Genomic DNA, 21277 nt, shown 5'->3' with positions numbered 1-21277 from the left:
GGCTTCGTCCACGGCCAGATGTACAACATGGCGACGCTGCTCAAGCACGGCAGCGCCGCCCAGAAGGCCGAGATCCTGCCCAAGCTCGCCAGCGGCGAATTGCGCCTGCAGTCGATGGGCGTCACCGAGCCCACTACCGGCACCGACACCACCAAGATCAAGACCACGGCGGTCAAGCGCGGCGACAAGTACGTGATCAATGGCCAGAAGGTGTGGATCTCGCGCATCCAGCACTCTGACCTGATGATTCTGCTCGCTCGTACCACCCCGCTGGCCGAGGTCAAGCGCAAGTCCGAGGGGATGTCGATCTTCCTGGTCGACCTGCATCAGGCGACCGGCAATGGCATGACGGTCCAGCCCATCGCCAACATGGTTGGCCACGAGACCAACGAGCTCTTCTTCGACAATCTCGAACTGCCGGCGGACAGCCTGATCGGCGAGGAAGGCAAGGGCTTCCGCTACATCCTCGACGGACTCAATGCCGAGCGCACCCTGATCGCGGCGGAGTGCATCGGCGACGGCCGCTGGTTCATCGACAAGGCCAGCCGTTATGCCAACGAGCGCGTCGTCTTCGATCGCCCGATCGGCCAGAACCAGGGCGTACAGTTCCCCATCGCCGAGGCGCATATCGAGGTGGAAGCCGCCGACCTGATGCGCTGGCGCGCCTGCCAGGAGTTCGATGCGGGCCGGCCGGCCGGGGCCAGCGCCAACATGGCGAAGTACCTGGCGGCCAAGGCCTCGTGGGAAGCGGCCAACGTCTGCCTGCAGACCCACGGCGGCTTCGGCTTCGCCACCGAGTACGACGTCGAGCGCAAGTTCCGCGAGACGCGCCTCTATCAGGTCGCCCCGATCTCCACCAACCTGATTCTCTCCTACGTCGCCGAGCACTTGCTCGACCTGCCACGCTCGTTCTGAGGTTGCCCATGAAGATCTCACGGCTGGACCACCTGGTGCTGACGGTGGCCGATATCGACGTCACCTGCGATTTCTACGTCCGCGCCCTCGGCATGGAGCGCGTCGTCTTCGGCGAAGGCCGGATCGCCCTGGGCTTCGGCGAGCAGAAGATCAACCTGCATCGTCACGGTCGCGAATTCGAACCCAAGGCCGACCGCCCCACGCCGGGCTCGGCGGACCTGTGCTTTCTGAGCGAGACACCGCTGGAAGAGGTGATCACCCACCTGGAGGCCGAAGGGATCACGATCATCGAAGGTCCGGTGGATCGGACCGGCGCCACCGGCCCGATCCGGTCCGTCTACGTTCGCGACCCCGACGACAACCTGATCGAGATCGCCAATCGAATCGAGGAGCGTCCGCGATGAATGACCTAGTCCATGATCAAACCCGTGATCCAACGCGTGAACTGGCAGGCTTCCTGGCTGAACTCAGTTACGCCCGGATACCGCAACACGTCGTCGAGCGCTGCCAGGCCTACTATCTGGACTGGCTGGGCTCGGCACTGGCCGGCAGGAATCACGCGCCGATCCCGCTGTTCGAGCAGTACAGCAAGCTCATGGGTCCCAGCGACGGCGGCTGTCAGCAACTGACCGATCGCCGCATGACCTCGCCGCATTTCGCCGCGCTGGTCAACGCCGCCGCGTCGCACGTGGTCGAGCAGGATGATCTGCACAACAGCTCCGTCCTCCACCCCGCCACCGTGGTCTTCCCCGCCGCGCTGGCGACCGCCCAGGATCTGGGCAGCAGCGGCGAGGAGATGATCACCGCCGCCGTGGCCGGTTACGAGGCGGGGATTCGGATCGGCGAGTTCCTCGGCCGCTCGCACTATCGCATCTTCCACACCACCGGCACCGCCGGCACGCTGGCTGCCGCCGTGGCCGCCGGCAAGCTGATGGGGCTCGACACCGACGGTTTCGTCAATCTGCTCGGCAACGCCGGCACCCAGGCTGCCGGGCTGTGGGAATTTCTGCGCGATGCCGCCGACTCCAAGCAGTTGCACACGGCCAAGGCCGCCTCGGACGGGCTCCTGGCCGCCTACATGACCCAGAGCGGCCTGACCGGTGCCCGGCATATCCTCGACGGGCCCCAGGGAATGGCGGCCGGGATGTCCACCGATGCCGATCCTAGCCGGCTGACGGATCGCCTCGGCGAACGCTGGGCGCTGGTCGAGACCTCATTCAAATATCACGCTTCCTGCCGGCATACGCATCCGGCGGCGGACGCCCTGCTGGCATTGATGCAGCGGGAATCTCTCACCCACGGCGATATCGAGGCGGTCACGGCCAGAGTCCATCAGGCCGCGATCGACGTGCTCGGCCCCGTGGTCGATCCGCGCACCATCCACCAGGCCAAGTTCTCGATGGGCAGCGTACTCGGCCTCATCGCCGTGCACGGCGATGCCAGTCTGGCCAGCTTTCGGGATCACGCCCTCCAGGACGCGGCAGTGGCCAGCTTCCGCCAGCGTGTGTCGATGGTGCTGGACCCCGAGGTGGATAGTGCCTATCCCCGACGCTGGCTGGGACGCATCGAGGTCACCACCCGCGACGGCCGCCGATTGAGCGCCGCCATCGACGAACCCAAGGGCGATCCGGGCAACACCCTGAGCCGGGAAGAGCTGGAGGCGAAGTTCCGCCGTCTGGTCAGCTTCTCCGGCGCCGCCGATGACGACGAGGTCGCCAGGCTGATCGCCCACGCCTGGAGCCTGCCCTTGGTGGCGCGCCTCGAGCCGCTGCTGTGAGCCGATTGCCGCCAACCCGCGAACCTTTATCTCTCGAACAGGAGCTGTCATGACCGCTCAATCCCCTCGCCCCCTGGATGGCATTACCGTGGTCAGCCTCGAGCATGCCATCGCCGCGCCCTTCTGCACGCGACAGCTCGCCGATCAGGGCGCCCGGGTGATCAAGGTCGAGCGCCCCGGCGTCGGCGACTTCGCCCGCGGCTACGACGAACGCGTACACGGTCTCTCATCGCACTTCGTCTGGACCAACCGATCGAAGGAGAGCCTTACGCTCAACCTCAAGCACGAGGCTGCCAAACCGATCCTCGATGACCTGCTGGCGGAAGCGGACGTGCTGGTGCAAAACCTGGCGCCAGGCGCCGCCACCAGGATGGGGCTCGGCTTCGACGCCCTGCACGCGCGGTTCCCCAAGCTGATCGTGTGCGATATCTCCGGCTACGGCGAAGGCGGACCCTACGAGACCAAGAAAGCCTACGACCTGCTGATCCAGAGCGAGGCGGGATTTCTCTCCGTCACCGGCGGCCCCGGGCAGGACGAAATGGCCAAGGCGGGCTGTTCGGTGGCCGACATTGCCGCCGGCATGTACGCCTACAGCAACATTCTCTCGGCGCTGCTGCTCCGCGGGCGGACCGGTGAGGGGTCGCATATCGACGTCTCGATGCTGGAGAGCCTGGTCGAGTGGATGGGCTACCCGATGTACTACGCCTTCGACGGCGCGACGCCGCCGCCGCGTGCCGGTGCGTCCCACTCCACGATCTACCCCTACGGCCCCTTCCCTACCGGCGACGGCGGCACCGTGATGCTAGGGCTCCAGAACGAGCGCGAATGGCAGCTGTTCTGCGACAAGGTGCTGGAGCAACCGGCGCTGGCCACGGACGAACGCTTCGATGCCAACTTCAAGCGCTCCGAGAATCGCGCCTCCCTGCGGGCGCTGATCGACAAGGTCTTTGCCGAACTCACGGCGGAACAGGTGATCGCCCGACTCGATCGCGCCCAGATCGCCAACGCCCACGTCAATGACATGGCCGGCGTGTGGAACCATCCGCAACTGGCGGCCCGAGACCGCTGGCGCGACGTGATGACGCCCGGCGGGCAGGTGCCTGCCACGTTGCCACCCGGACGCAACCTGGCCTACGAGCCCCGCATGGACGCCGTCCCCGCACTCGGCGAGCACAGCGGTGCTATTCTCGCGCAGTTGGGGTACGCCGCCGAAGACGTGAACACGCTGCGCCAGGCCGGTACGATCTGACCGTCTTTTTCGATTCGATTCCCATCATTCCCTTCGATCCTGCGAGGAAAAGCGCCCATGATTTCCCCCACTCCCCCCCGCTCGGCACTGTTCGTGCCGGCCAACCGCCCCGAGCGCATCCCCAAGGCGCTGGCCAGCGGTGCGGACATCGTGATCGTGGATCTGGAAGATGCCGTCGCGCCAGCAGCGAAACCGATGGCCCGCCAGGCGTTGGGTGACTTTCTCGAGACGGCATCGCCGGGCGCCGTCTGGGTGCGGATCAATGCCGCGGACACCGATGATTTTCTCGAGGATCTCGCGCTCTGCCGGGATCAGAGGGGTATCGCCGGGCTCGTCGTTCCCAAAGCGGAAAGCACCCGAAGTCTGGCCCAGGTGGAGGCCCTCGGCTATCCGATGATTCCACTGATCGAGAGTGCCAAGGGCCTCGACCATCTGGACAAGCTGGCGCGAGTCGACGGTGTCGTCCAGCTGAGCTTCGGCGCCCTGGATCTGGGGCTCGACCTGGGTATCGAGTCGGGTAGCGAGGGCGGCGACTGGATGCTGAATCAGGCCCGTTACCAGTTGCTGGTGCAGTCACGACTGGCCGGGCTCGCACCGCCGATCGATACGGTACATCCCGAGTTTCGTGACATGGGCGTCATCGAACGGGCTGCCAGGCGTGCGGTGGAGATGGGTTTCGGCGGCGTGCTCTGCATCCACCCGCACCAGGTCGCGGTCGTCAACTCGGCCTTCATGCCGACCGAAGATCAACTGGCCTGGGCGACGCGTGTGATCGAGGCGGCCGAGCAGGACGCCGGGGCCGGCCAAGTAGACGGACAGATGATCGACGCCCCGGTAATGGCCCGCGCCCGACGGCTCGTTGCCGCTGCCGACCGGGGCTGAAAGGCCATACCGCAACCGTTGGCGGCGAGCATCACCACCGCGCCGCCAGCTCGGGCGGAACCTCTTTTCTGACGACGCTGACCCGCGTTAACTTCTGTGACCTTGAGTTTGGCCGCCGCGATAACCTGCCGGAATACCCCCGATCCGGCGACGGTGATTGACCATGAAATTGTGTCCGCGATAAGTCATGAACTGGACGTCAAAAAATTCATGAAACAGACATTGTCATTTGAATTTTAAGATTTTTCCGTTTTTGACATCACGCCAAACCCAGAGATTTTCACCACCTAGCTCCGACTTTTTAAACTTTTTAAACCAGAAAAAGGCGCTATCTTTATCGACCCGATGGTGTCGAGTCCCACCGAAGGTTGAATATACGAATCGAGATAATTATCCGCATACTCCGCCTGGCATCGCCAATAAGGCGTCATCGAGGACGCCAAGACGACAGAACAAACTCAGGAGTGAAATGCCATGTCTCTCATCAATCCAAGAACAGTGGTTGGCGCGATCGGAGTTGCCATCCTGATGGGTGGCGTCGCGACTGCTCAGGCGCAGGACCCCATCGTCATCAAGTTCTCCCACGTCGTGGCCGAGAACACGCCCAAGGGCCAGGGCGCGAAGATGTTCGCCGAGGAAGTGAAGGAGAAGCTCGGCGACCGCGTCAAGGTCGAGGTCTACCCCAACTCATCGCTCTACGGCGATGGCAAGGAGATGGAAGCGCTGCTGCTCGGCGACGTGCAGATGCTGGCCCCCTCGCTCGCCAAGTTCGAGCAGTACAGCCCCAGCCTGCAACTCTACGATCTGCCGTTCCTGTTCGACGACATCGATGCCGTCGACCGCTTCCAGCACTCCGACGCCGGGCAGGGCCTGCTCGACTCGATGCAGGATCGCAACATTCAGGGGCTGGCCTACTGGCACAACGGCATGAAGCAGCTCTCTGCCAACAAGCCGCTGCGCGAACCCAAGGATGCCCGCGGCCTCAAGTTCCGCGTGCAGGCTTCCGACGTGCTCGACGAGCAGTTCAAGGAGCTCCGCGCCGTTCCCCGCAAGATGAGTTTCGGCGAGGTGTACCAAGCGCTGCAGACTGGTGTGGTCAACGGTCAGGAAAACACCTGGTCGAACATCTATAGCCAGAAGATGCACGAGGTGCAGCCGTACATCACCGAGTCCAACCACGGCATCATCGACTACATGGTGATCACCAACGCCGACTTCTGGAACGGACTGCCGGACGACATCCGCAGCCAGTTGGAAGATATCCTGGCCGACGTCAGCCAGAAGGTGAACAAGCAGGCCTACGATCTCAACCAACAAGCCAAGCAGTCGATCGTCGATGCCGGCACCAGCGAAATCATCCAGTTGACGCCGGAAGAGCGCGAAGAGTGGCGCGAGGCGGTTCGCCCGGTGTGGGAGAAGTTCCAGGACGCCATCGGCGAAGACCTGATCGAGGCTGCCCAAGGCGCCAATCAGTCCGATACCACCCAGTCTGAAACCACCCAGTAACCGAGCCGACCATGACACGTTTCCTGCGTGCCTGGGCGCATCTGGAGGAGGGCCTGGTGGCCTTCCTCCTCGCCCTCATGACCCTGGTGACCTTCAGCTACGTGATGGTCAACAACCTCTATACCGTCTTCTACGATGCGGCGGACTGGTTCCCGTTCGCGGAAACGCCGCTCTTCGCGATCGGTGATTTCATCATCGACCTGGCCCAGGAGATGACCTGGAGCATCGCCTTGACCAAGGCGTGCTTCGCCTGGCTGATCTTCCTGGGTATCGCCTATATCGTGCGCATCGGCGCCAACATCGGCGTCGACCTGCTCGTCAGGCTGATGCCGGAACGTGCACGACGGGGCGTGGGTATCCTCACCTGCCTGATCTGCATCGCCTATACCGCACTGTTCGCCGTCTCCAGCTACAGCTGGGTGATGGCGTTGATGCGTGCCGGCATCGGTGCCGAGGACCTGGACCAGTACGGGGTTCTGCAGTGGCACATCACGATCATCGTGCCGATCGGTTTCACCCTGGTGCTGATACGCCTGATCGAAGTCCTGATCCGGATGCTGCGCGGCCAGCAGATCACCATGGAACTGAGCAACGAATCCACCGACGCCCTGAAACTCCAGGACGAGGCTGGTACCGAGGAGAAGCCGACATGACCATCGCCTTTCTGTTCGTGGTGCTCTTCGGCCTGCTTTTCATCAACGTGCCGATCGCCTTTTCGCTGGGCATCGCCAGCTCGCTGACCATCATGCTGTTCAGCCAGGACTCACTGAGTTCGCTGGCCATCAAGCTGTTCGAGACCTCCGAACACTACACCCTGCTGGCAATCCCGTTCTTCATCTTAGCCGGCGCCTTCATGACCAGCGGCGGCGTCGCGAAACGTCTGATCAATTTCGCCAATGCCTGCGTCGGCCACATTCGCGGCGGCCTGGCGATCGCCTCGGTGCTCGCCTGCGTGATGTTCGCGGCCCTTTCCGGTTCGTCTCCGGCCACGGTCGCCGCCGTCGGTTCGGTGGTCATCGCCGGGATGGCGCGATCCGGCTACACCAAGGATTTCGCCACCGGCATCGTCTGCAACGCCGGCACCCTGGGCATCCTGATCCCGCCTTCCATCGTAATGGTGGTCTACGCCACGGTCACCGAAAGCTCCGTCGGCAAGATCTTCGTCGCGGGCATCGTGCCCGGCCTGTTGCTGGGCCTGATCCTGATGGTCGCGATCTATATCGTCGCCCGGATCAAGAAGATGCCGGCCCTGCCACGGCCATCGATCGGCGAGTTCCTCGCCACCGCCCGCAAGGCGAGCTGGGGGTTGCTGACCATCGTGATCGTGCTGGGCGGCATCTACGGCGGGTTCTTCACGCCCACCGAAGCCGCTGCCGTGGCCGCGGTCTATGCCGGTTTCGTCGCGCTGTTCGTCTATCGCGACATCACCATCAGGCAGTGCCCCGGCGTGCTGCTCGACGCCGCCAAGCTCTCGGTCGTGCTGATGTTCATCATCGCCAACGCGATGCTGTTCGCCCATGTCCTGACCACGGAGCAGATCCCGCAGACCATCACGGCGTGGGTCGTCGAGCAGGGTTTCTCGCCGATCACCTTCCTGCTGGTGGTGAATATCGTGCTGCTGGTGGCGGGGTCGTTCATGGAGCCGTCGGCGATCATTCTGATCCTGGCCCCGATCCTGTTCCCGGTCGCCGCCCAGTTGGGGATCGACCCGATCCACTTCGGCATCATCATGGTGGTCAACATGGAGATCGGCCTGGTAACGCCACCGGTGGGCCTGAACCTGTTCGTGGCATCGGCCGTCACCGGCATGCCGCTGACACGCACGATCCGGGCGGCAACGCCGTGGCTGTTCCTGCTGCTCGGCTTCCTGCTGCTGGTGACCTATGTGCCCTTCCTCTCGCTGGGTCTGCCGAACTGGCTGGGGATGCCGTAGCGGACGAGACGAACTCGCGGCATGCCACCATCAAGGGCGCCATCGCGGCGCCCTCTTTCTTCACTGGCGTCCACCCTCTTCACTGGCGCCCACCCTCTTTATTGGCGTCCATCCTCTTCTACCCTCTTCCGGCGTTCCGACCTCGCCGTCCGACGAATCGAGCGGCGTTACTTCAACCACCAGGACAGAATCAGCAGCAGCAGCAGCACGGTGGCGATGGCCTGCCACACGTTGGCCGGTTCCCGCCACGGACGCCGCCCCTCTTCGTCGCCTTTCGGCGCGGGGCGCAGATGATAGGCGAGTTCCGTGATACGACGGAACCTCAGCGCCCGCAGCGGGTCGAGGGAGCGGCGCAGCGCATCGTCGAGATCACCGCTGATCGCCGGGTTGCTCAACTGCGCGCGCCGGTAGGTCATCTGCTCCAGATCGGTATGGCTGCGCAGATGATTGGGCAGGAGGGTATAAGGCAGGTGGCCGGTGAGCATCCAGTAGATGGTGGAAGCCAACGAGTACTGGTCGCTGCGCCGACCGACCTCGGTGTCCAGCGCATACTCCGGCGCGCTGTGCTCGGTCAGCCCGACCTGACGCGCCAGTTGACGTGCTTCGCCCTGGGCGTCGCCCTCGCGCTTGTGGCAGGCCCCGAAATCGGTCAGCAGCAGGTTGCCATGCCGGTCGATCAGGATGTTGTCGGGATGAATGTGCTGGTGCAGGACGTCGTGGCGATGCAGCGCCTGTACTGCCTTGACCAGCTGGCGCGCGATTTCGAGACGCTGCTCGAGACTGGCCTGAGGGTGTCGTCCCAGCCATTCGGTCAAGGTTTCGCCATCGACGTAGCTCATCAGATAGTAGAGATAACGTCGTGGCCGAGCCGGCTCCATCACCTTGACCACGAACGGCGAGTTGACCCTTTCGACGACCCACTGCTGCAGGCCGAAGTGCTCGAGATAGACGTTGCGCGTGGAGAGTTCGGGGCTGGGCGCCTTCATCACCATGTCGCGGCCGCTGCGCACGTCCCGCACACGGTAGAGTCGGGCCTTGGCGGTTCGCGACAGGATATCGACGACTTCCAGGCCGTCGAGCCGCTCGCCCTTGGACAGCTCCGGCGGCACCGGCAGGTGGTGAAAGACCCGCGGCGGCTCGTCCGGTTCGTCGTCCGAGAGCCGGTCGACACGAACCAGTTGGAAGCAGAATTGGTTGGCGTTGTAGCCGCGCTCGATGGCCCGCTGGTTGGCCGCCTCGGCAAGCCGCTCGCAGGCGGCGTCCAGATCGCTGACGTCGGCCCGGATCAATTGTACGTACTCCGACGGCACCAGGGTGCCGCGGACAGCCTGGGTCATGAACAAAAACAGATCGCCCTGCTTGAGCGAAAAGGTCGAGTAGTCGATGTCCACGTGGCCATCCATCCCCAGCGCCCGGGAAGGGTAGCGATACCCGCCCAGGTCGGTGACGTGGTCCCGCGTCAGTTGCTCGAACTCCGCCCCCCGGATGCGGTAGACCAGGGTATCGCCCATGTGGAACAGGTGAGCGTCATGCTGATGAAAGATCATCGCCGACAGCGAGCAGATGTAACTCCCGCCTTCGATATAGCCGCTCTGGCTGTGGCACCAGCTGTTCAGGGCACGTAGCACGCGGGTCGCGGAGGTCTTGATGTCCCAGTGCTCAGGGGTCGAGTAGTAGTCGGCGAGGAATCCCCGCACACTGAGATCGCCGGCCTGCTTGGCGATCGAGTTGCGCCAGGTGGAGTCGCTGATCAGCGCACAGCCACCCTTGGAGACCAACTGTTCGCCCTGGGGAATCTGGACCGACATCGAGCTACGATGACGATGCAGATCCGGTGCGACGAAGGCCTGACCGTAGGTCAACGACAGTGAGCTTTTCGACAACGGCTTTCTCCCGATTGGTCGACGAACGGCGCGGATGACCCTGTCCCGGGGCCCACGCCACCAGTGACATCGGCGTCTGGACGTCGGTGTCTCCGGATGGCGGTTCGCGGCCCGGGTTGGTAATCGGCCTAGCCTGTTCGTATAATTCCCCGGATTTTCGCCCGCTGGTGTTCAACCTGCAAACCGCAAGGACTCAACGATGAGTTTCGACAAGATTCCCGCCGGAAAGGATCTCCCCAACGACGTCTACGTGGCGATCGAGATTCCCGCCAACCACGCACCGATCAAGTATGAAATCGACAAGGAGATGGATGCACTGGTGGTCGACCGCTTCATGGCCACGCCGATGTTCTACCCGGCCAACTACGGTTTCATCCCGAACACGCTGGCCGACGACGGCGATCCCCTCGATGCTCTGGTGGTCACGCCCTACCCGGTCCAGCCAGGCAGCGTGATCCGCGCCCGCCCGGTGGGTGTGCTGAACATGTCGGACGAAGCCGGCGAGGATGCCAAGCTGGTCTGCGTGCCCCACGAGAAGCTGAGCGCGCTCTACGACGACGTGCACGAGGTCACCGACCTGCCCGAGCTGCTGCGTCAGCAGATCGCCCACTTCTTCGAGAACTACAAGGATCTCGAGAAAGGCAAGTGGGTCAAGATCGACTCCTGGGACGGCGCCGATGCCGCCCGCAAGGCCATCGAGAAAGCAGTGAGCGCCTACGAGAACGAGTAAGCGTCACGCCCACTGCCGAGCCTCGGGTTCCGTTCGAGGCTCGGCTGACGAAAAAACGCCGCTTCGGCATCAATGCCGAAGCGGCGTTTGACGTTGTGGCGCACCCTCTGAGACCCGGCGATCAGAGCTGGTTGCGGATCTTCTCGACCAGTTGGGACGCCCGCACCGTGTAGTTGGCCATCATCAGCGAATGGTTGGCGAACAGTCCAAACCCGGAGCCGTTGAGAATGACCGGACTCCAGACGCGGGCCTGGGAGCTCTTCAGCTCCGCGATGAGCTGGTCGAAATCGTCACCGGCACCGCTGCCATCGATCACCTCGGCATAGTCGAGCCTGGCGGCCTGCAGCAGCTGTGCCAGCGCCCAGGTCGCTCCACGCGCCTCGAAGAACACGTTGTCGATTCGAAGCCAGGGCGTGCTGTCGGTCTGCTGGTCGCCACTCGGCGACTGGCCGACGTTGGCAGCCAGTTGCCGGGTTTGGGTCTGCAACCGCTGCTGGACCTGGGCCAGCCACTCGGCCAGCGCCGCGGCATCGGGCCCAGCCGGCGGCTCGGTCGAGGCGGCCGCATCCTGGGTCGGCTCACCCGGCCCGGCACTATTCTCCAGTGCGGTGAAGGCTTCGCCCAGGTTGTTGCGCGCCGACTTCAGCAGGGTCTCGGATGCCGGCCAGCGCCAGCTGTCGAGATCGCCGCCAAGCGACTCGTTGGCTTGGCTCAAGGGCGCATTTCCCACGGCCAGCGCGCCGCCCAGCATGGCGACCGCGTCGCGAACCTGCCGAGTGACGCCCGCCTCCCAGTTGGGCATGTTGTCGAGCCACAGGCCCGGCGGCATGACGTCATTGCGCAGGTAACCGCCGGGCTTGTGAAGCAGCGTATCCAGAATCGAGATATTGCTGGCCAACAGGGCTTCGCCCGGCGGTATCGGTTTCTCTTCTCCGCCGGTGTCGACGCTCTGGGGGAAGCCTCGCTGCATCTCGACTGCCTGTTTCGGGTCCGTGGGCGCGGGCGTCCAGCTCCACCAGATACCGAGCACGATACAGACCAGCAGGTAGATGACGACCAGCCCCACCAGCGGCTTCCAGATCCAGCCGTACTGGGGCGTTTCGAGAACCTCGGTGCGCGACAGTGGCGCCTTCTTCTTGCGCAATAGAGCCATGGACGATCCTTGTCATTTCGAGAGGTTGGAGAACATGTCGAGAAAGGCCGTCTGCGCTAGCCCGACCTGAACGGGGTTGGGAGACGATATGACTCTATCCTATCATGCTCCCCGTGACGCGCAGCCCGCCTTTCGCTGCATGCCGGGCCGGGTCCAGCGGCGCGGTCGATGGCACTTTTCCGCCCCCGTGCGATCGAAAGACGCATCGATTCACGCGGCTCTGCCGCCACTGCCCGCCCGCCAGGGCCAAGCCTCAACCGTCGTCGGGATACCCATTAGCGAATGTCGCGTTTCTACTGGTTGGTTTTGATGTTTTGCTGCTGTCTGTCGGCACCGCTGGGCGCTGCCCACGCCGACGCCCTTCAACGGGAACGGCAGCCTCCCTTCGCCCAGAGCGACGCGCAGTTTCTTGCGGTCGACCAGGCCTTTCACGCGTACGCCTGGCATGACGATGAACGCGTCTACGTCGGCATGCGCAACGAACCGGGCCACTATCTCTATCGCCACCGTTTCGCGCTGGAGAGCCGTCAACCCGGCGTGATGCTGGGTACGCTCGACCTGCCGCCGGGCGAGTTCAAGCACGATCCGTACCTGGGCGACGTGCATGTCTTTCACGACCGGGTCGAGATCAGCGCGCCGCTATCGAAAGTCGAGGACGCCGCCGATACCCATCGCCCGATCCCCGTCACCCTCACCTTCCAGGGCTGCGCCGATGCGGGACTCTGTTACCCTCCCGAACACTGGAAGCTGGAGGCCAAGGCCGGCCCGCCGCCAGCGGCATATACCGACGCGACCCGTGACGCCAAGGCTTCGCCGATCGGGCAGGATGCCGGCGATCCTTTTTCGTCATCCGGCGGCGACGTGCCACTCGCCAACCCCGCCCGCGCCTCCGATGGCGTCCAATCGACCTCGGCCCCGATAGCTGCGGCCGGCGAGTCCTCGACGCTCTCCAGTGCCGGTGCCGACGGCCAATTCCGGTCACTGCTCGACGCTGGCATTGGCCTGAGCGCCCTGGGTCTGTTCTTCCTCGCCGGACTGGGGCTGACCTTCACCCCCTGCGTGCTCCCCATGCTGCCGATCCTGACCGCCATCATCGTGGGCCAGAACGCCCGGCGGGGGCGCGCGCTGGCGCTGTCGGCAAGCTACGTCGCCGGCATGGCCGCGACATTCACCCTGCTCGGCACGCTGATGGGCATGTTTGGTGCCTCGCTCAATCTGCAGGCCCGGCTCCAGTCGGGCTGGGTCCTGATCCCCTTCGCGCTGCTGTTCGCACTGTTCGCCATCGCGATGTTCGGCGCTTTCGACCTGCGCCTGCCCAGCGCGATCGGCCAGCGGATCGATGCCTGGCAGAACCGGCTCCAGCGTAGCGGCCCGGCGGGACTGGCAGCGGCCGGCGCCCTGTCGGTACTGGTAGTGTCGCCGTGCGTCTCCGCGCCTCTGGCCGGCGCGCTGGTGTTCATCTCCACCACCGGCGAGACGCTGGGCGGCGCCCTGGCGCTGCTGGCACTCGCGCTGGGGATGGGCGTGCCGCTGATTCTGGTCGGCACCTTTGGTGGGCAGTGGTTGCCGCGTACCGGCGCCTGGATGCAGGGCGTCAAGGCGGTGTTCGGCGTGATGCTGCTCGGCGTCGCCATCTGGCTGATCGAGCGCCTGCTGCCCGGCCCTGTCGGCCTGCTGCTGTGGGGCGCGTTGACGCTGGGATGCGCGCTGGCACTCGGCGCACTGGACATGAGAACCACTGCCGGCTGGCCACGGGCACGCCAGGCGGCGGGCTGGGCGCTGCTGGTGTGGGGCACGGCGATGATATGGGGTGCGGCCCAAGGCGGTGGCGATCCGTTGCAGCCCCTGGCCGGAACGGATGCACGGACGGCGTCGGATGTGGCGCGCCCCACCTTCCAGACCGTCGACGATCCCGACCAGCTCGATGCGGCGCTGGCCTCGGCCCGCGCCGCGGGGCGCCCGGTCATGGTCGACGTCAGCGCCGACTGGTGCATTTCGTGCAAGGTGATGGAACAGAGGGTGTTCCCCGAGCCAGCCGTGGCCGATCGTCTGGCCGACTTCACGCTACTTCGCGCCGATGTCACCCGGGACGTGGCCGCCAGCCGGGAACTGCTCGATCGCTACAGCCTGTTCGGGCCGCCGGGACTGCTGTTCTTCAGCGACGGGAAGGAGATCCGCGACGCTCGCGTCCAGGGCGAAATCGATGCCCCGGCACTGGTCAGCCACCTGGAGGCGGTGCAGCGACGGGTGCAGGAGACCGGGTCTGACGGCCCGCCGCGTGACTCGTAGCTCTTAGCCCGTAGCTCGTGACTCGTGGCCCGTAGCTCGTGACTCGTAGCCCGTAGCTCTTAGCTCGTAGCTCCTAGCTCTTAGCCCGTAGCTCGTAGCTCGTGGCTCGTGGCTCGTGGCTCGTGGCCATAGGTTACCGAACATCGTTCGATGGTCAGGGTGGACACCCCCAGTCTTTTTCGGCAAACTTCGACACCAACGAAAACGGTGCGCCGAAGACGCCATCTTGCAGCAAAGTGACGCGATCTCGGCAATTCATGAACGGGTTAACAGCGCAAGGACGGTCATGGCTAGACTCCTGGTTCTCAATGGTCCCAACCTGAATCTGCTCGGCACTCGCGAGCCGGCGGTGTATGGCACGACCACGCTGGAGGATATCCGGGTGCGCCTGACCGAGCGCGCGCTGAGCACCGGTCATCAACTCGAGTGGCTGCAATCCAACGCCGAACACGAGCTGGTCGAGCGCGTGCACCGCGCGCGGCAGGAGAACATCGATTTCATCCTGCTCAACCCGGCCGCCTTCACGCATACCAGCGTGGCGTTGCGCGATGCGCTGACCGGGGTCGATATCCCGTTCATCGAACTGCATCTCTCCAACGTGCACGCCCGCGAGCCCTTCCGCGCCCACTCCTACTTCACCGATGTCGCCCGAGGCGTCATCGCCGGGTTTGGTGCCGAGAGCTACACCCTCGCGTTGGAAGCCGCACTTTCGCAACTGGATCGCGCCTGAGTCTTTATCTGCCGAAGGGCACTCGGTGACTGGCACCATCGCGGTCAGCCGTCACATTCAACCGTCACATTCAACCAAGCCGAGACATCGCCATGGATATACGCAAGGTCAAGAAACTCATCGAACTCCTGGAAGAGTCCAACATCAGCGAAATCGAAATCCAGGAAGGTGAGGAGTCGGTTCGCATCAGTCGCCACCCCAATGGCTTCGGTGCCATGCAGCAACCGATGGTCATGCCGCAAGCCATGGCACCGGCACCCCAGGGGCCCGGTACCGCGGCCACGCCGGCACCGGACCCCGCCGAGCCGGCTCCCGTCCAGCCCACGGGCCATGCGGTGACCTCCCCCATGGTCGGGACTTTCTACCGGTCGCCGGCACCGGGCGCCAAGGCGTTCGTCGAAGTCGGCCAGAGCGTCAAGAAGGGCGATACCGTGTGTATCGTCGAAGCGATGAAGATGATGAACCAGATCGAAGCCGACAAGGATGGCGTGATCGAAGCGATCCTGGTCGAGGATGGCGAGCCGGTCGAGTTCGACCAGCCGATGATCATCATCAACTAAGGCCACACGAGCGAAACCATCATGTTGGACAAGGTACTCATCGCCAATCGCGGCGAGATCGCCCTCCGCGTCCTGCGCGCCTGCAAGGAACTGGGGATCAAGACCGTGGCGGTTCATTCCAAGGCCGACCGCGAGCTGATGCACGTGCGCCTGGCAGACGAGGCCGTCTGTATCGGCCCCGCCGCCTCGGCTCAGTCCTATCTCAATATTCCGGCCCTGATCAGTGCGGCGGAAGTCACCGACTCGAGCGCCATTCACCCCGGTTACGGCTTCCTGTCCGAGAACGCCAACTTCGCCGAGCAGGTCGAGCGCTCCGGCTTCACCTTCGTCGGGCCGCGGGCGGAAACCATTCGCCTGATGGGTGACAAGGTCAGCGCGATCAACGCCATGAAGGCGGCCGGCGTTCCGACGGTGCCAGGCTCCGATGGGCCGCTGCCGGACGACGACGCCGAGATCCGCCGTATCGCCGGTCGTATCGGTTACCCGGTGATCATCAAGGCGGCAGCCGGCGGCGGCGGTCGCGGCATGCGCGTCGTGCGCAACGACGACGAGGTCGCCAAGGCGGCCAGCGTGACCCGTTCGGAGGCCGCAGCGGCGTTCGGCGACGGCACCGTCTACATGGAGAAGTTCCTCGAGAATCCACGCCACGTCGAGGTGCAGGTCCTCGCCGACGGCCAGGGCAACGCCATCCACCTTTACGACCGTGACTGCTCCCTTCAGCGCCGTCACCAGAAGGTACTCGAGGAAGCGCCGGCGCCGCATCTCGATCCCGAGGCTCGTGCCAAGGTGCTGAAGTCATGCACCGACGCCTGCATCGAGATCAACTACCGGGGCGCGGGGACGTTCGAGTTTCTCTACGAGAACGGCGAGTTCTTCTTCATCGAGATGAATACCCGCGTTCAGGTAGAGCATCCCGTGACGGAGATGGTCACCGGCGTCGACATCGTCAAGGAGCAGCTTCGTATCGCCTGCGGTCAGCCGCTGTCGATCAAGCAGTCCGACGTCGAGCTGCGCGGTCATGCGTTCGAGTGTCGCATCAATGCCGAGGACTCCCGCACCTTCATGCCCTCCCCCGGCAAGATCGACCTCTATCACCCGCCCGGCGGCCTGGGCGTGCGCATGGACTCCCACATCTATACCGGCTACAGCGTGCCGCCCTATTACGACTCGCTGATCGGCAAGCTGATCACCTGGGGCGCGGACCGCGATATCGCACTGGTCAGGATGCGCAACGCACTCGACGAACTGCTGGTCGAAGGCATCAAGACCAACATCGATCTGCAGAAGGACCTGGTTCGCGATAGCGCCTTCCAGCGTGGAGGCGTCAATATCCACTACCTGGAGAAGAAGCTCGGCCTCAGCTGAACCCGAGCGATCCCAACGGGGCGGCCTATCCAGCGATAGCCCGCCCCGTTTTCGTCACCGCCGTCAATCCGGAGAGCGACTCATGGCGTGGCTACAACTCAAGGCATCCATCGCCCCCGAGCAGGCCGAATGGCTGGAGGAACTGCTGCTGGCCGAAGGGGCCAGCGCGATCACCCTGCAGGACGCTCACGACGAACCGGTCTTCGAGCCCGACCGGGGTACCACCCCCTTGTGGCGCGAGACCGTGCTCATCGGCCTCTACGACGACCTTACCGGCGTCGAGGCGATGATCGAGCGTGTCCAGCGCGCCTGGGCCGAACAGGCGCCGGAGGACCCCGCACCGCAGATCGAGTACGAACTGCTGGCCGATCGCGACTGGGAGCGTGAGTGGATGGACGGTTTCGAACCCCTGCGAATGGGCCGCCGGTTGTGGATCGTGCCCAGTTGGCATCAGGCGCCGGACCCCAACGCCGTCAACCTGCTGCTCGACCCCGGTCTCGCTTTCGGCACCGGTACCCATCCCACCACGGCGCTCTGCCTCGGCTGGCTCGACGCCCAGGATCTCGCCCAGCGACAGGTACTGGATTACGGCTGCGGTTCCGGCATTCTGGCGATCGCCGCGCTCAAGCTCGGTGCCGATACCGCCGTCGGTGTCGATATCGATCCCCAGGCACTGCAGGCGAGCCGGGACAACGCCGAACGCAACCGGATCGATGAATCCAGCCTGATCCTGGATTATCCGGAAAAAATCGGACAGGGGCAGTTCGACGTGGTCGTCGCCAATATCCTCGCCGGCCCCCTGGTCGACATGGCGGCAACGATCGCCGGCCGGGTCGGACCCGGGGGCCATCTGGCCCTATCCGGCATTCTGGCCGCCCAGGCGGATGGCGTGCTGGACGCCTATCGGGCCCAGGGCCTGCGCATGGAGGAGCCTCAGGAGAAGGAAGGCTGGGTTCTCCTCGTCGGACACCGAGCGGCCTGAACGTTACGAGACCGGTCTGCCATGCGTCCGCGCCGGCGGCCGGTTTCATGCCCAAACGCTCTGGCCTGAAGGATTTTCATACACCCCGGGCGCACTTTGCGGCTTAGGTCGTGAGTCGGCAAACAGCGCTTCAACAAAGCCGGGGTGACCGGTATCATAGCCTCCCCGTTTTGCCTGAGCCCCTGTAACGATGCGTGATTCCGTGTCACCGCAGACCGATCGCCCGTTACCCCGCATCGGCCATCACACGCTACCCAATCGCGTGATTTTGGCCCCCATGGCCGGGGTGACCGACCGCCCCTTTCGCCAGCTTTGTCGCGAACTGGGGGCTGGTCTCGTGGTGTCGGAGATGGTCACCGCCGACAGCCGGCTCTGGCACACCCGGAAATCCCGGCAGCGCATGATCCATCGCGGCGAACCAGGACCAAGATCGGTGCAGATCGCCGGCGGCGACCCGCAGATGCTCGCCGAGGCGGCACGGCTCAATGCCGACGCCGGGGCCGAGATCATCGACATCAACATGGGTTGCCCGGCCAAGAAGGTCTGCAACAAGGCGGCGGGATCGGCGCTACTGCGGGACGAACGCCTGGTAGCCGATATCCTCGAGGCCGTGGTCGCGGCGGTCGACATCCCGGTCACGCTGAAGATTCGCACCGGCTGGTGTGCAGAGACCCGCAATGCGGAGCGTGTCGCCAGCCTCGCCGAGAACGCCGGTATCGCAGCCCTGGCCGTTCATGGCCGAACCCGTGAGCAGCGCTACACCGGCTCCGCGGAGTACGACACCATCGCCGCCATCAAGCAGCGCGTGTCGATACCGGTCTTCGCCAACGGCGACGTGACCACGCCGCAGCGCGCTGCGGAAGTGCTCGCCTACACCGGCGCCGATGCGGTGATGGTCGGGCGCGGCGCCCAGGGCAACCCGTGGCTGTTCCGTGAGATCGAGCACTACCTGCGCACCGGTCGCGAACACGCGCCACCGAGCGCGGATGAGATCGCCACCACCATGGGACGTCATCTACGTGCACTCCACGAGCACTACGGCGACTATCTCGGCGTCAGGGTGGCTCGCAAGCATGTCGGTTGGTACCTTGCCTCGTGCGATCCGGGCCGGGCCCACCGCTCTCGCTTCAATCGTCTCGAGCAGACCCAACAACAATTCGAGTTTCTTCATGAACTCTTTCGCGGTGACGCCGCCGCGATCGGTAATGGAATCCACGCAGCATGAATAGCCGGCAGCCCTTAGCTCTCGATGGTGAGTCATCCGCCGAGATCGACTCCCTTCAAATGCCCGATGCGCTATCCCATACGACACTCAGAGAGTGTGTCGAGCGCGTCATGGAGCGCTACTTCTCCCATCTCGAGGGAGAATCCGTCTCGAATCTCTACGGGATGGTGCTGGCGGAAGTCGAGGCGCCGCTCCTCGAAGTCGTGATGCGCAACGTGGAAGGTAATCAGACCCGCGCCGCCGAGCTGCTCGGTCTCAATCGCGGCACGTTGCGCAAGAAACTCAAGCAGTACGACCTGATGTAAATTCTCTCTCGCTTCGCCCGAGCGAAGCGCCACCCGGACGCGCGACGCCGCCGACGACCCGCGGGTCTCCTGGCTGCGCTTGCCGTCTCATCGCACAAGAGTGGACTGGCATGTCTCAACCCCCTGCTTCTACCGCCCCCCGCGCCGTCCGTCGCGCCCTGCTCAGCGTCTCCGACAAGACCGGCGTCGTCGAATTCGCTCGCGAACTGACCTCGCTGGGTGTCGAACTGCTATCGACCGGCGGTACCTATCGCCTGCTGCGGGAGAGCGATATCGCGGTCACCGAAGTCTCCGAGCACACCGGCTTTCCGGAGATCATGGATGGACGCGTCAAGACGCTGCACCCCAAGATTCACGGTGGCATTCTCGGACGTCGCGGGCAGGATGACGAGGTCATGCGGGAGCACGGTATCGACCCGATCGATATGGTCGTCGTCAACCTCTACCCTTTCGAGCAGACCGTGGCCAGGCCCGACTGCACCCTGGAGGACGCCGTCGAGAACATCGATATCGGGGGGCCGACGATGGTTCGGGCCTGCGCCAAGAACCACGAGCACACCACGATCGTGGTCAGCGCCGCAGACTATTCCCGCGTTCTGAAGGATATGGCCAGCCACGACGGCGGCGTCAGTCACAAGACCCGCTTCGACCTGGCGATCAAGGCGTTCGAGCACACCGCCGCCTATGACGCCGCCATTGCCAACTATTTCGGCCAGCGGGTCGGTAGCGGCGAGCCGGATTTTCCGCGCACGCTGTCGCTGCAGTTCACCAAGAAACAGGGCATGCGCTACGGCGAGAACCCGCACCAGAAAGCGGCCTTTTATGTCGAATCAAGTGCGGTCGAGTCAGACACGGCCGAGCCCGGCGCGCGGGAAGCCAGCATCGCCACCGCCGAGCAGCTTCAGGGCAAGGCGCTTTCGTTCAACAATGTCGCGGACACCGACGCGGCGCTGGAGTGCGTCAAATCCTTCACCAAGCCGGCCTGTGTCATCGTCAAGCACGCCAATCCGTGCGGCGTGGCGGTGGTGCCGGAAGATGAGGGCGGTATCCGCAAGGCCTATGACCTGGCCTTCGAGACCGACAGTGAATCCGCTTTCGGCGGCATCATCGCGTTCAACCGCGAGCTGGACGGCGACACCGCCAGCGCCATCGTCGCGCGCCAGTTCGTCGAGGTGATCATCGCACCGCGCATCTCTGCCGAGGCGCGCAAGGCGGTCGCCAGCAAGACCAACGTGCGTCTGCTCGAGTGCGGAGAGCTACCCGCGACAACCGCCGCCGGCTGGGACTACAAGCGTGTCAACGGTGGCCTGCTGGTGCAGAGCCGCGACACCGGCATGATCGGCGCCGACGATCTCCAGGTCGTCACCCGGCGCGCGCCCACCGAGCAGGAGCTGCACGATCTGGTGTTCGCCTGGAAGGTCGCCAAGTTCGTCAAGTCCAACGCGATCGTCTACGCCAGCAAGCGCCAGACCATCGGCGTCGGCGCCGGCCAGATGAGCCGTGTCAATTCGGCACGTATCGCTGCGATCAAGGCCGAGCACGCCGGACTCCAGGTGGCCGGCTCGGTGATGGCCTCGGATGCCTTCTTCCCTTTCCGCGACGGCCTGGACAACGCCGCCGCGGCGGGTATCACCGCCGTCATCCAGCCCGGCGGCTCGATGCGCGACGAGGAAGTGATCGCCGCGGCCAACGAGGCCGACATCGCGATGGTGTTCACCAGTATGCGCCACTTCCGGCACTAAGCCGCGAGCCGCGAGCCGCGAGCCGCGAGCCGCGAGCCGCGAGCCGCGAGC

General features: G+C 64.5%; 19 protein-coding genes. 17 read left to right on the top strand and 2 right to left on the bottom strand.

Annotated elements, in window-relative coordinates; translation table 11 throughout:
* From Q0602_RS08210 to Q0602_RS08175, 8 genes are all read left to right on the top strand, one after another.
* Positions 1 to 915 (top strand): acyl-CoA dehydrogenase family protein (locus Q0602_RS08210; protein ID WP_298841416.1); only part of this gene is annotated, 915 nt, incomplete at its 5' end.
* Between the two features lie 8 nt (positions 916 to 923).
* Positions 924 to 1319 carry a VOC family protein gene (locus Q0602_RS08205; protein WP_295037098.1) on the top strand — a complete coding sequence of 132 codons (396 nt, stop codon included), beginning with the start codon at positions 924 to 926 and terminating at the stop codon, positions 1317 to 1319.
* Complete coding sequence (locus Q0602_RS08200) at positions 1316 to 2692, top strand: MmgE/PrpD family protein (RefSeq protein ID WP_298841412.1); 1377 nt, start codon at positions 1316 to 1318, stop codon at positions 2690 to 2692. The genes Q0602_RS08205 and Q0602_RS08200 overlap by 4 nt, the downstream gene beginning before the upstream one ends.
* Before the next feature lie 49 nt (positions 2693 to 2741).
* Positions 2742 to 3941, top strand: a complete 1200-nt coding sequence (locus tag Q0602_RS08195; protein ID WP_298841409.1) for a CaiB/BaiF CoA-transferase family protein — start codon at positions 2742 to 2744, stop codon at positions 3939 to 3941.
* A 57-nt stretch (positions 3942 to 3998) separates the two neighbouring features.
* On the top strand, positions 3999 to 4823 hold the full coding sequence (locus tag Q0602_RS08190; protein WP_298841406.1) for a CoA ester lyase: 825 nt from the start codon (positions 3999 to 4001) through the stop codon (positions 4821 to 4823).
* A gap of 528 nt (positions 4824 to 5351) precedes the next feature.
* Positions 5352 to 6329, top strand: coding sequence for a TRAP transporter substrate-binding protein (locus tag Q0602_RS08185; protein ID WP_367276942.1), 978 nt, complete (start codon positions 5352 to 5354; stop codon positions 6327 to 6329).
* 11 nt (positions 6330 to 6340) lie between these two features.
* The gene (locus Q0602_RS08180) at positions 6341 to 6982 is read left to right on the top strand and encodes a TRAP transporter small permease (protein WP_298841403.1); all 642 of its coding nucleotides are present in this window, start codon (positions 6341 to 6343) and stop codon (positions 6980 to 6982) included.
* The gene (locus Q0602_RS08175) at positions 6979 to 8262 is read left to right on the top strand and encodes a TRAP transporter large permease (RefSeq protein ID WP_295037109.1); all 1284 of its coding nucleotides are present in this window, start codon (positions 6979 to 6981) and stop codon (positions 8260 to 8262) included. Before Q0602_RS08180 ends, Q0602_RS08175 begins: the two co-directional genes overlap by 4 nt.
* Positions 8263 to 8429: 167 nt before the next feature.
* On the opposite strand, the gene Q0602_RS08170 is transcribed toward Q0602_RS08175, so the two are convergent.
* Complete coding sequence (locus Q0602_RS08170; RefSeq protein ID WP_298841399.1) at positions 8430 to 10145, bottom strand: bifunctional protein-serine/threonine kinase/phosphatase; 1716 nt, start codon at positions 10143 to 10145, stop codon at positions 8430 to 8432.
* Between the two features lie 199 nt (positions 10146 to 10344).
* On the opposite strand from Q0602_RS08170, the gene ppa reads away from it, so the two are divergent.
* Positions 10345 to 10875 carry an inorganic diphosphatase gene (ppa, locus tag Q0602_RS08165; RefSeq protein WP_110598259.1) on the top strand — a complete coding sequence of 177 codons (531 nt, stop codon included), beginning with the start codon at positions 10345 to 10347 and terminating at the stop codon, positions 10873 to 10875.
* Positions 10876 to 10996: 121 nt separating this feature from the next.
* On the opposite strand, the gene Q0602_RS08160 is transcribed toward ppa, so the two are convergent.
* A complete protein-coding gene (locus Q0602_RS08160; protein WP_298841395.1) occupies positions 10997 to 12028 on the bottom strand; it encodes a DUF2333 family protein in 1032 nt (343 codons plus the stop codon).
* Positions 12029 to 12310: 282 nt separating this feature from the next.
* On the opposite strand from Q0602_RS08160, the gene dsbD reads away from it, so the two are divergent.
* The 8 genes from dsbD (at position 12311) to purH (ending at position 21226) form a co-directional block, all read left to right on the top strand.
* A complete protein-coding gene (gene dsbD, locus Q0602_RS08155; RefSeq protein WP_298841392.1) occupies positions 12311 to 14317 on the top strand; it encodes a protein-disulfide reductase DsbD in 2007 nt (668 codons plus the stop codon).
* A gap of 286 nt (positions 14318 to 14603) precedes the next feature.
* Complete coding sequence (gene aroQ, locus Q0602_RS08150) at positions 14604 to 15047, top strand: type II 3-dehydroquinate dehydratase (protein ID WP_295037118.1); 444 nt, start codon at positions 14604 to 14606, stop codon at positions 15045 to 15047.
* A gap of 92 nt (positions 15048 to 15139) precedes the next feature.
* Entirely contained in the window at positions 15140 to 15607 is a 468-nt protein-coding gene (gene accB, locus Q0602_RS08145; RefSeq protein ID WP_298841388.1) for an acetyl-CoA carboxylase biotin carboxyl carrier protein, read from the top strand.
* A 21-nt stretch (positions 15608 to 15628) separates the two neighbouring features.
* Positions 15629 to 16972: an acetyl-CoA carboxylase biotin carboxylase subunit gene (gene accC / locus Q0602_RS08140; RefSeq protein ID WP_110708586.1), complete on the top strand. Its 1344-nt coding sequence runs from the start codon at positions 15629 to 15631 to the stop codon at positions 16970 to 16972.
* An 82-nt stretch (positions 16973 to 17054) separates the two neighbouring features.
* Complete coding sequence (gene prmA / locus Q0602_RS08135) at positions 17055 to 17954, top strand: 50S ribosomal protein L11 methyltransferase (protein WP_298841380.1); 900 nt, start codon at positions 17055 to 17057, stop codon at positions 17952 to 17954.
* A 190-nt stretch (positions 17955 to 18144) separates the two neighbouring features.
* Positions 18145 to 19179 (top strand): tRNA dihydrouridine synthase DusB, encoded by a 1035-nt coding sequence (gene dusB / locus Q0602_RS08130; protein WP_295037125.1) that lies wholly within the window; start codon positions 18145 to 18147, stop codon positions 19177 to 19179.
* A gap of 59 nt (positions 19180 to 19238) precedes the next feature.
* Positions 19239 to 19484: a DNA-binding transcriptional regulator Fis gene (gene fis, locus Q0602_RS08125; protein ID WP_110708583.1), complete on the top strand. Its 246-nt coding sequence runs from the start codon at positions 19239 to 19241 to the stop codon at positions 19482 to 19484.
* Between the two features lie 110 nt (positions 19485 to 19594).
* Positions 19595 to 21226 (top strand): bifunctional phosphoribosylaminoimidazolecarboxamide formyltransferase/IMP cyclohydrolase, encoded by a 1632-nt coding sequence (gene purH, locus Q0602_RS08120; protein WP_298841376.1) that lies wholly within the window; start codon positions 19595 to 19597, stop codon positions 21224 to 21226.
* The last annotated feature ends 51 nt before the right edge of the window (positions 21227 to 21277 follow it).

It is taken from the genome of uncultured Salinicola sp. (assembly GCF_937921195.1).
Lineage (GTDB): Bacteria > Pseudomonadota > Gammaproteobacteria > Pseudomonadales > Halomonadaceae > Salinicola.
The sequence above is the reverse complement of the archived record's forward strand: the minus strand, read 5'-3'. Positions and strand labels throughout refer to the sequence as shown.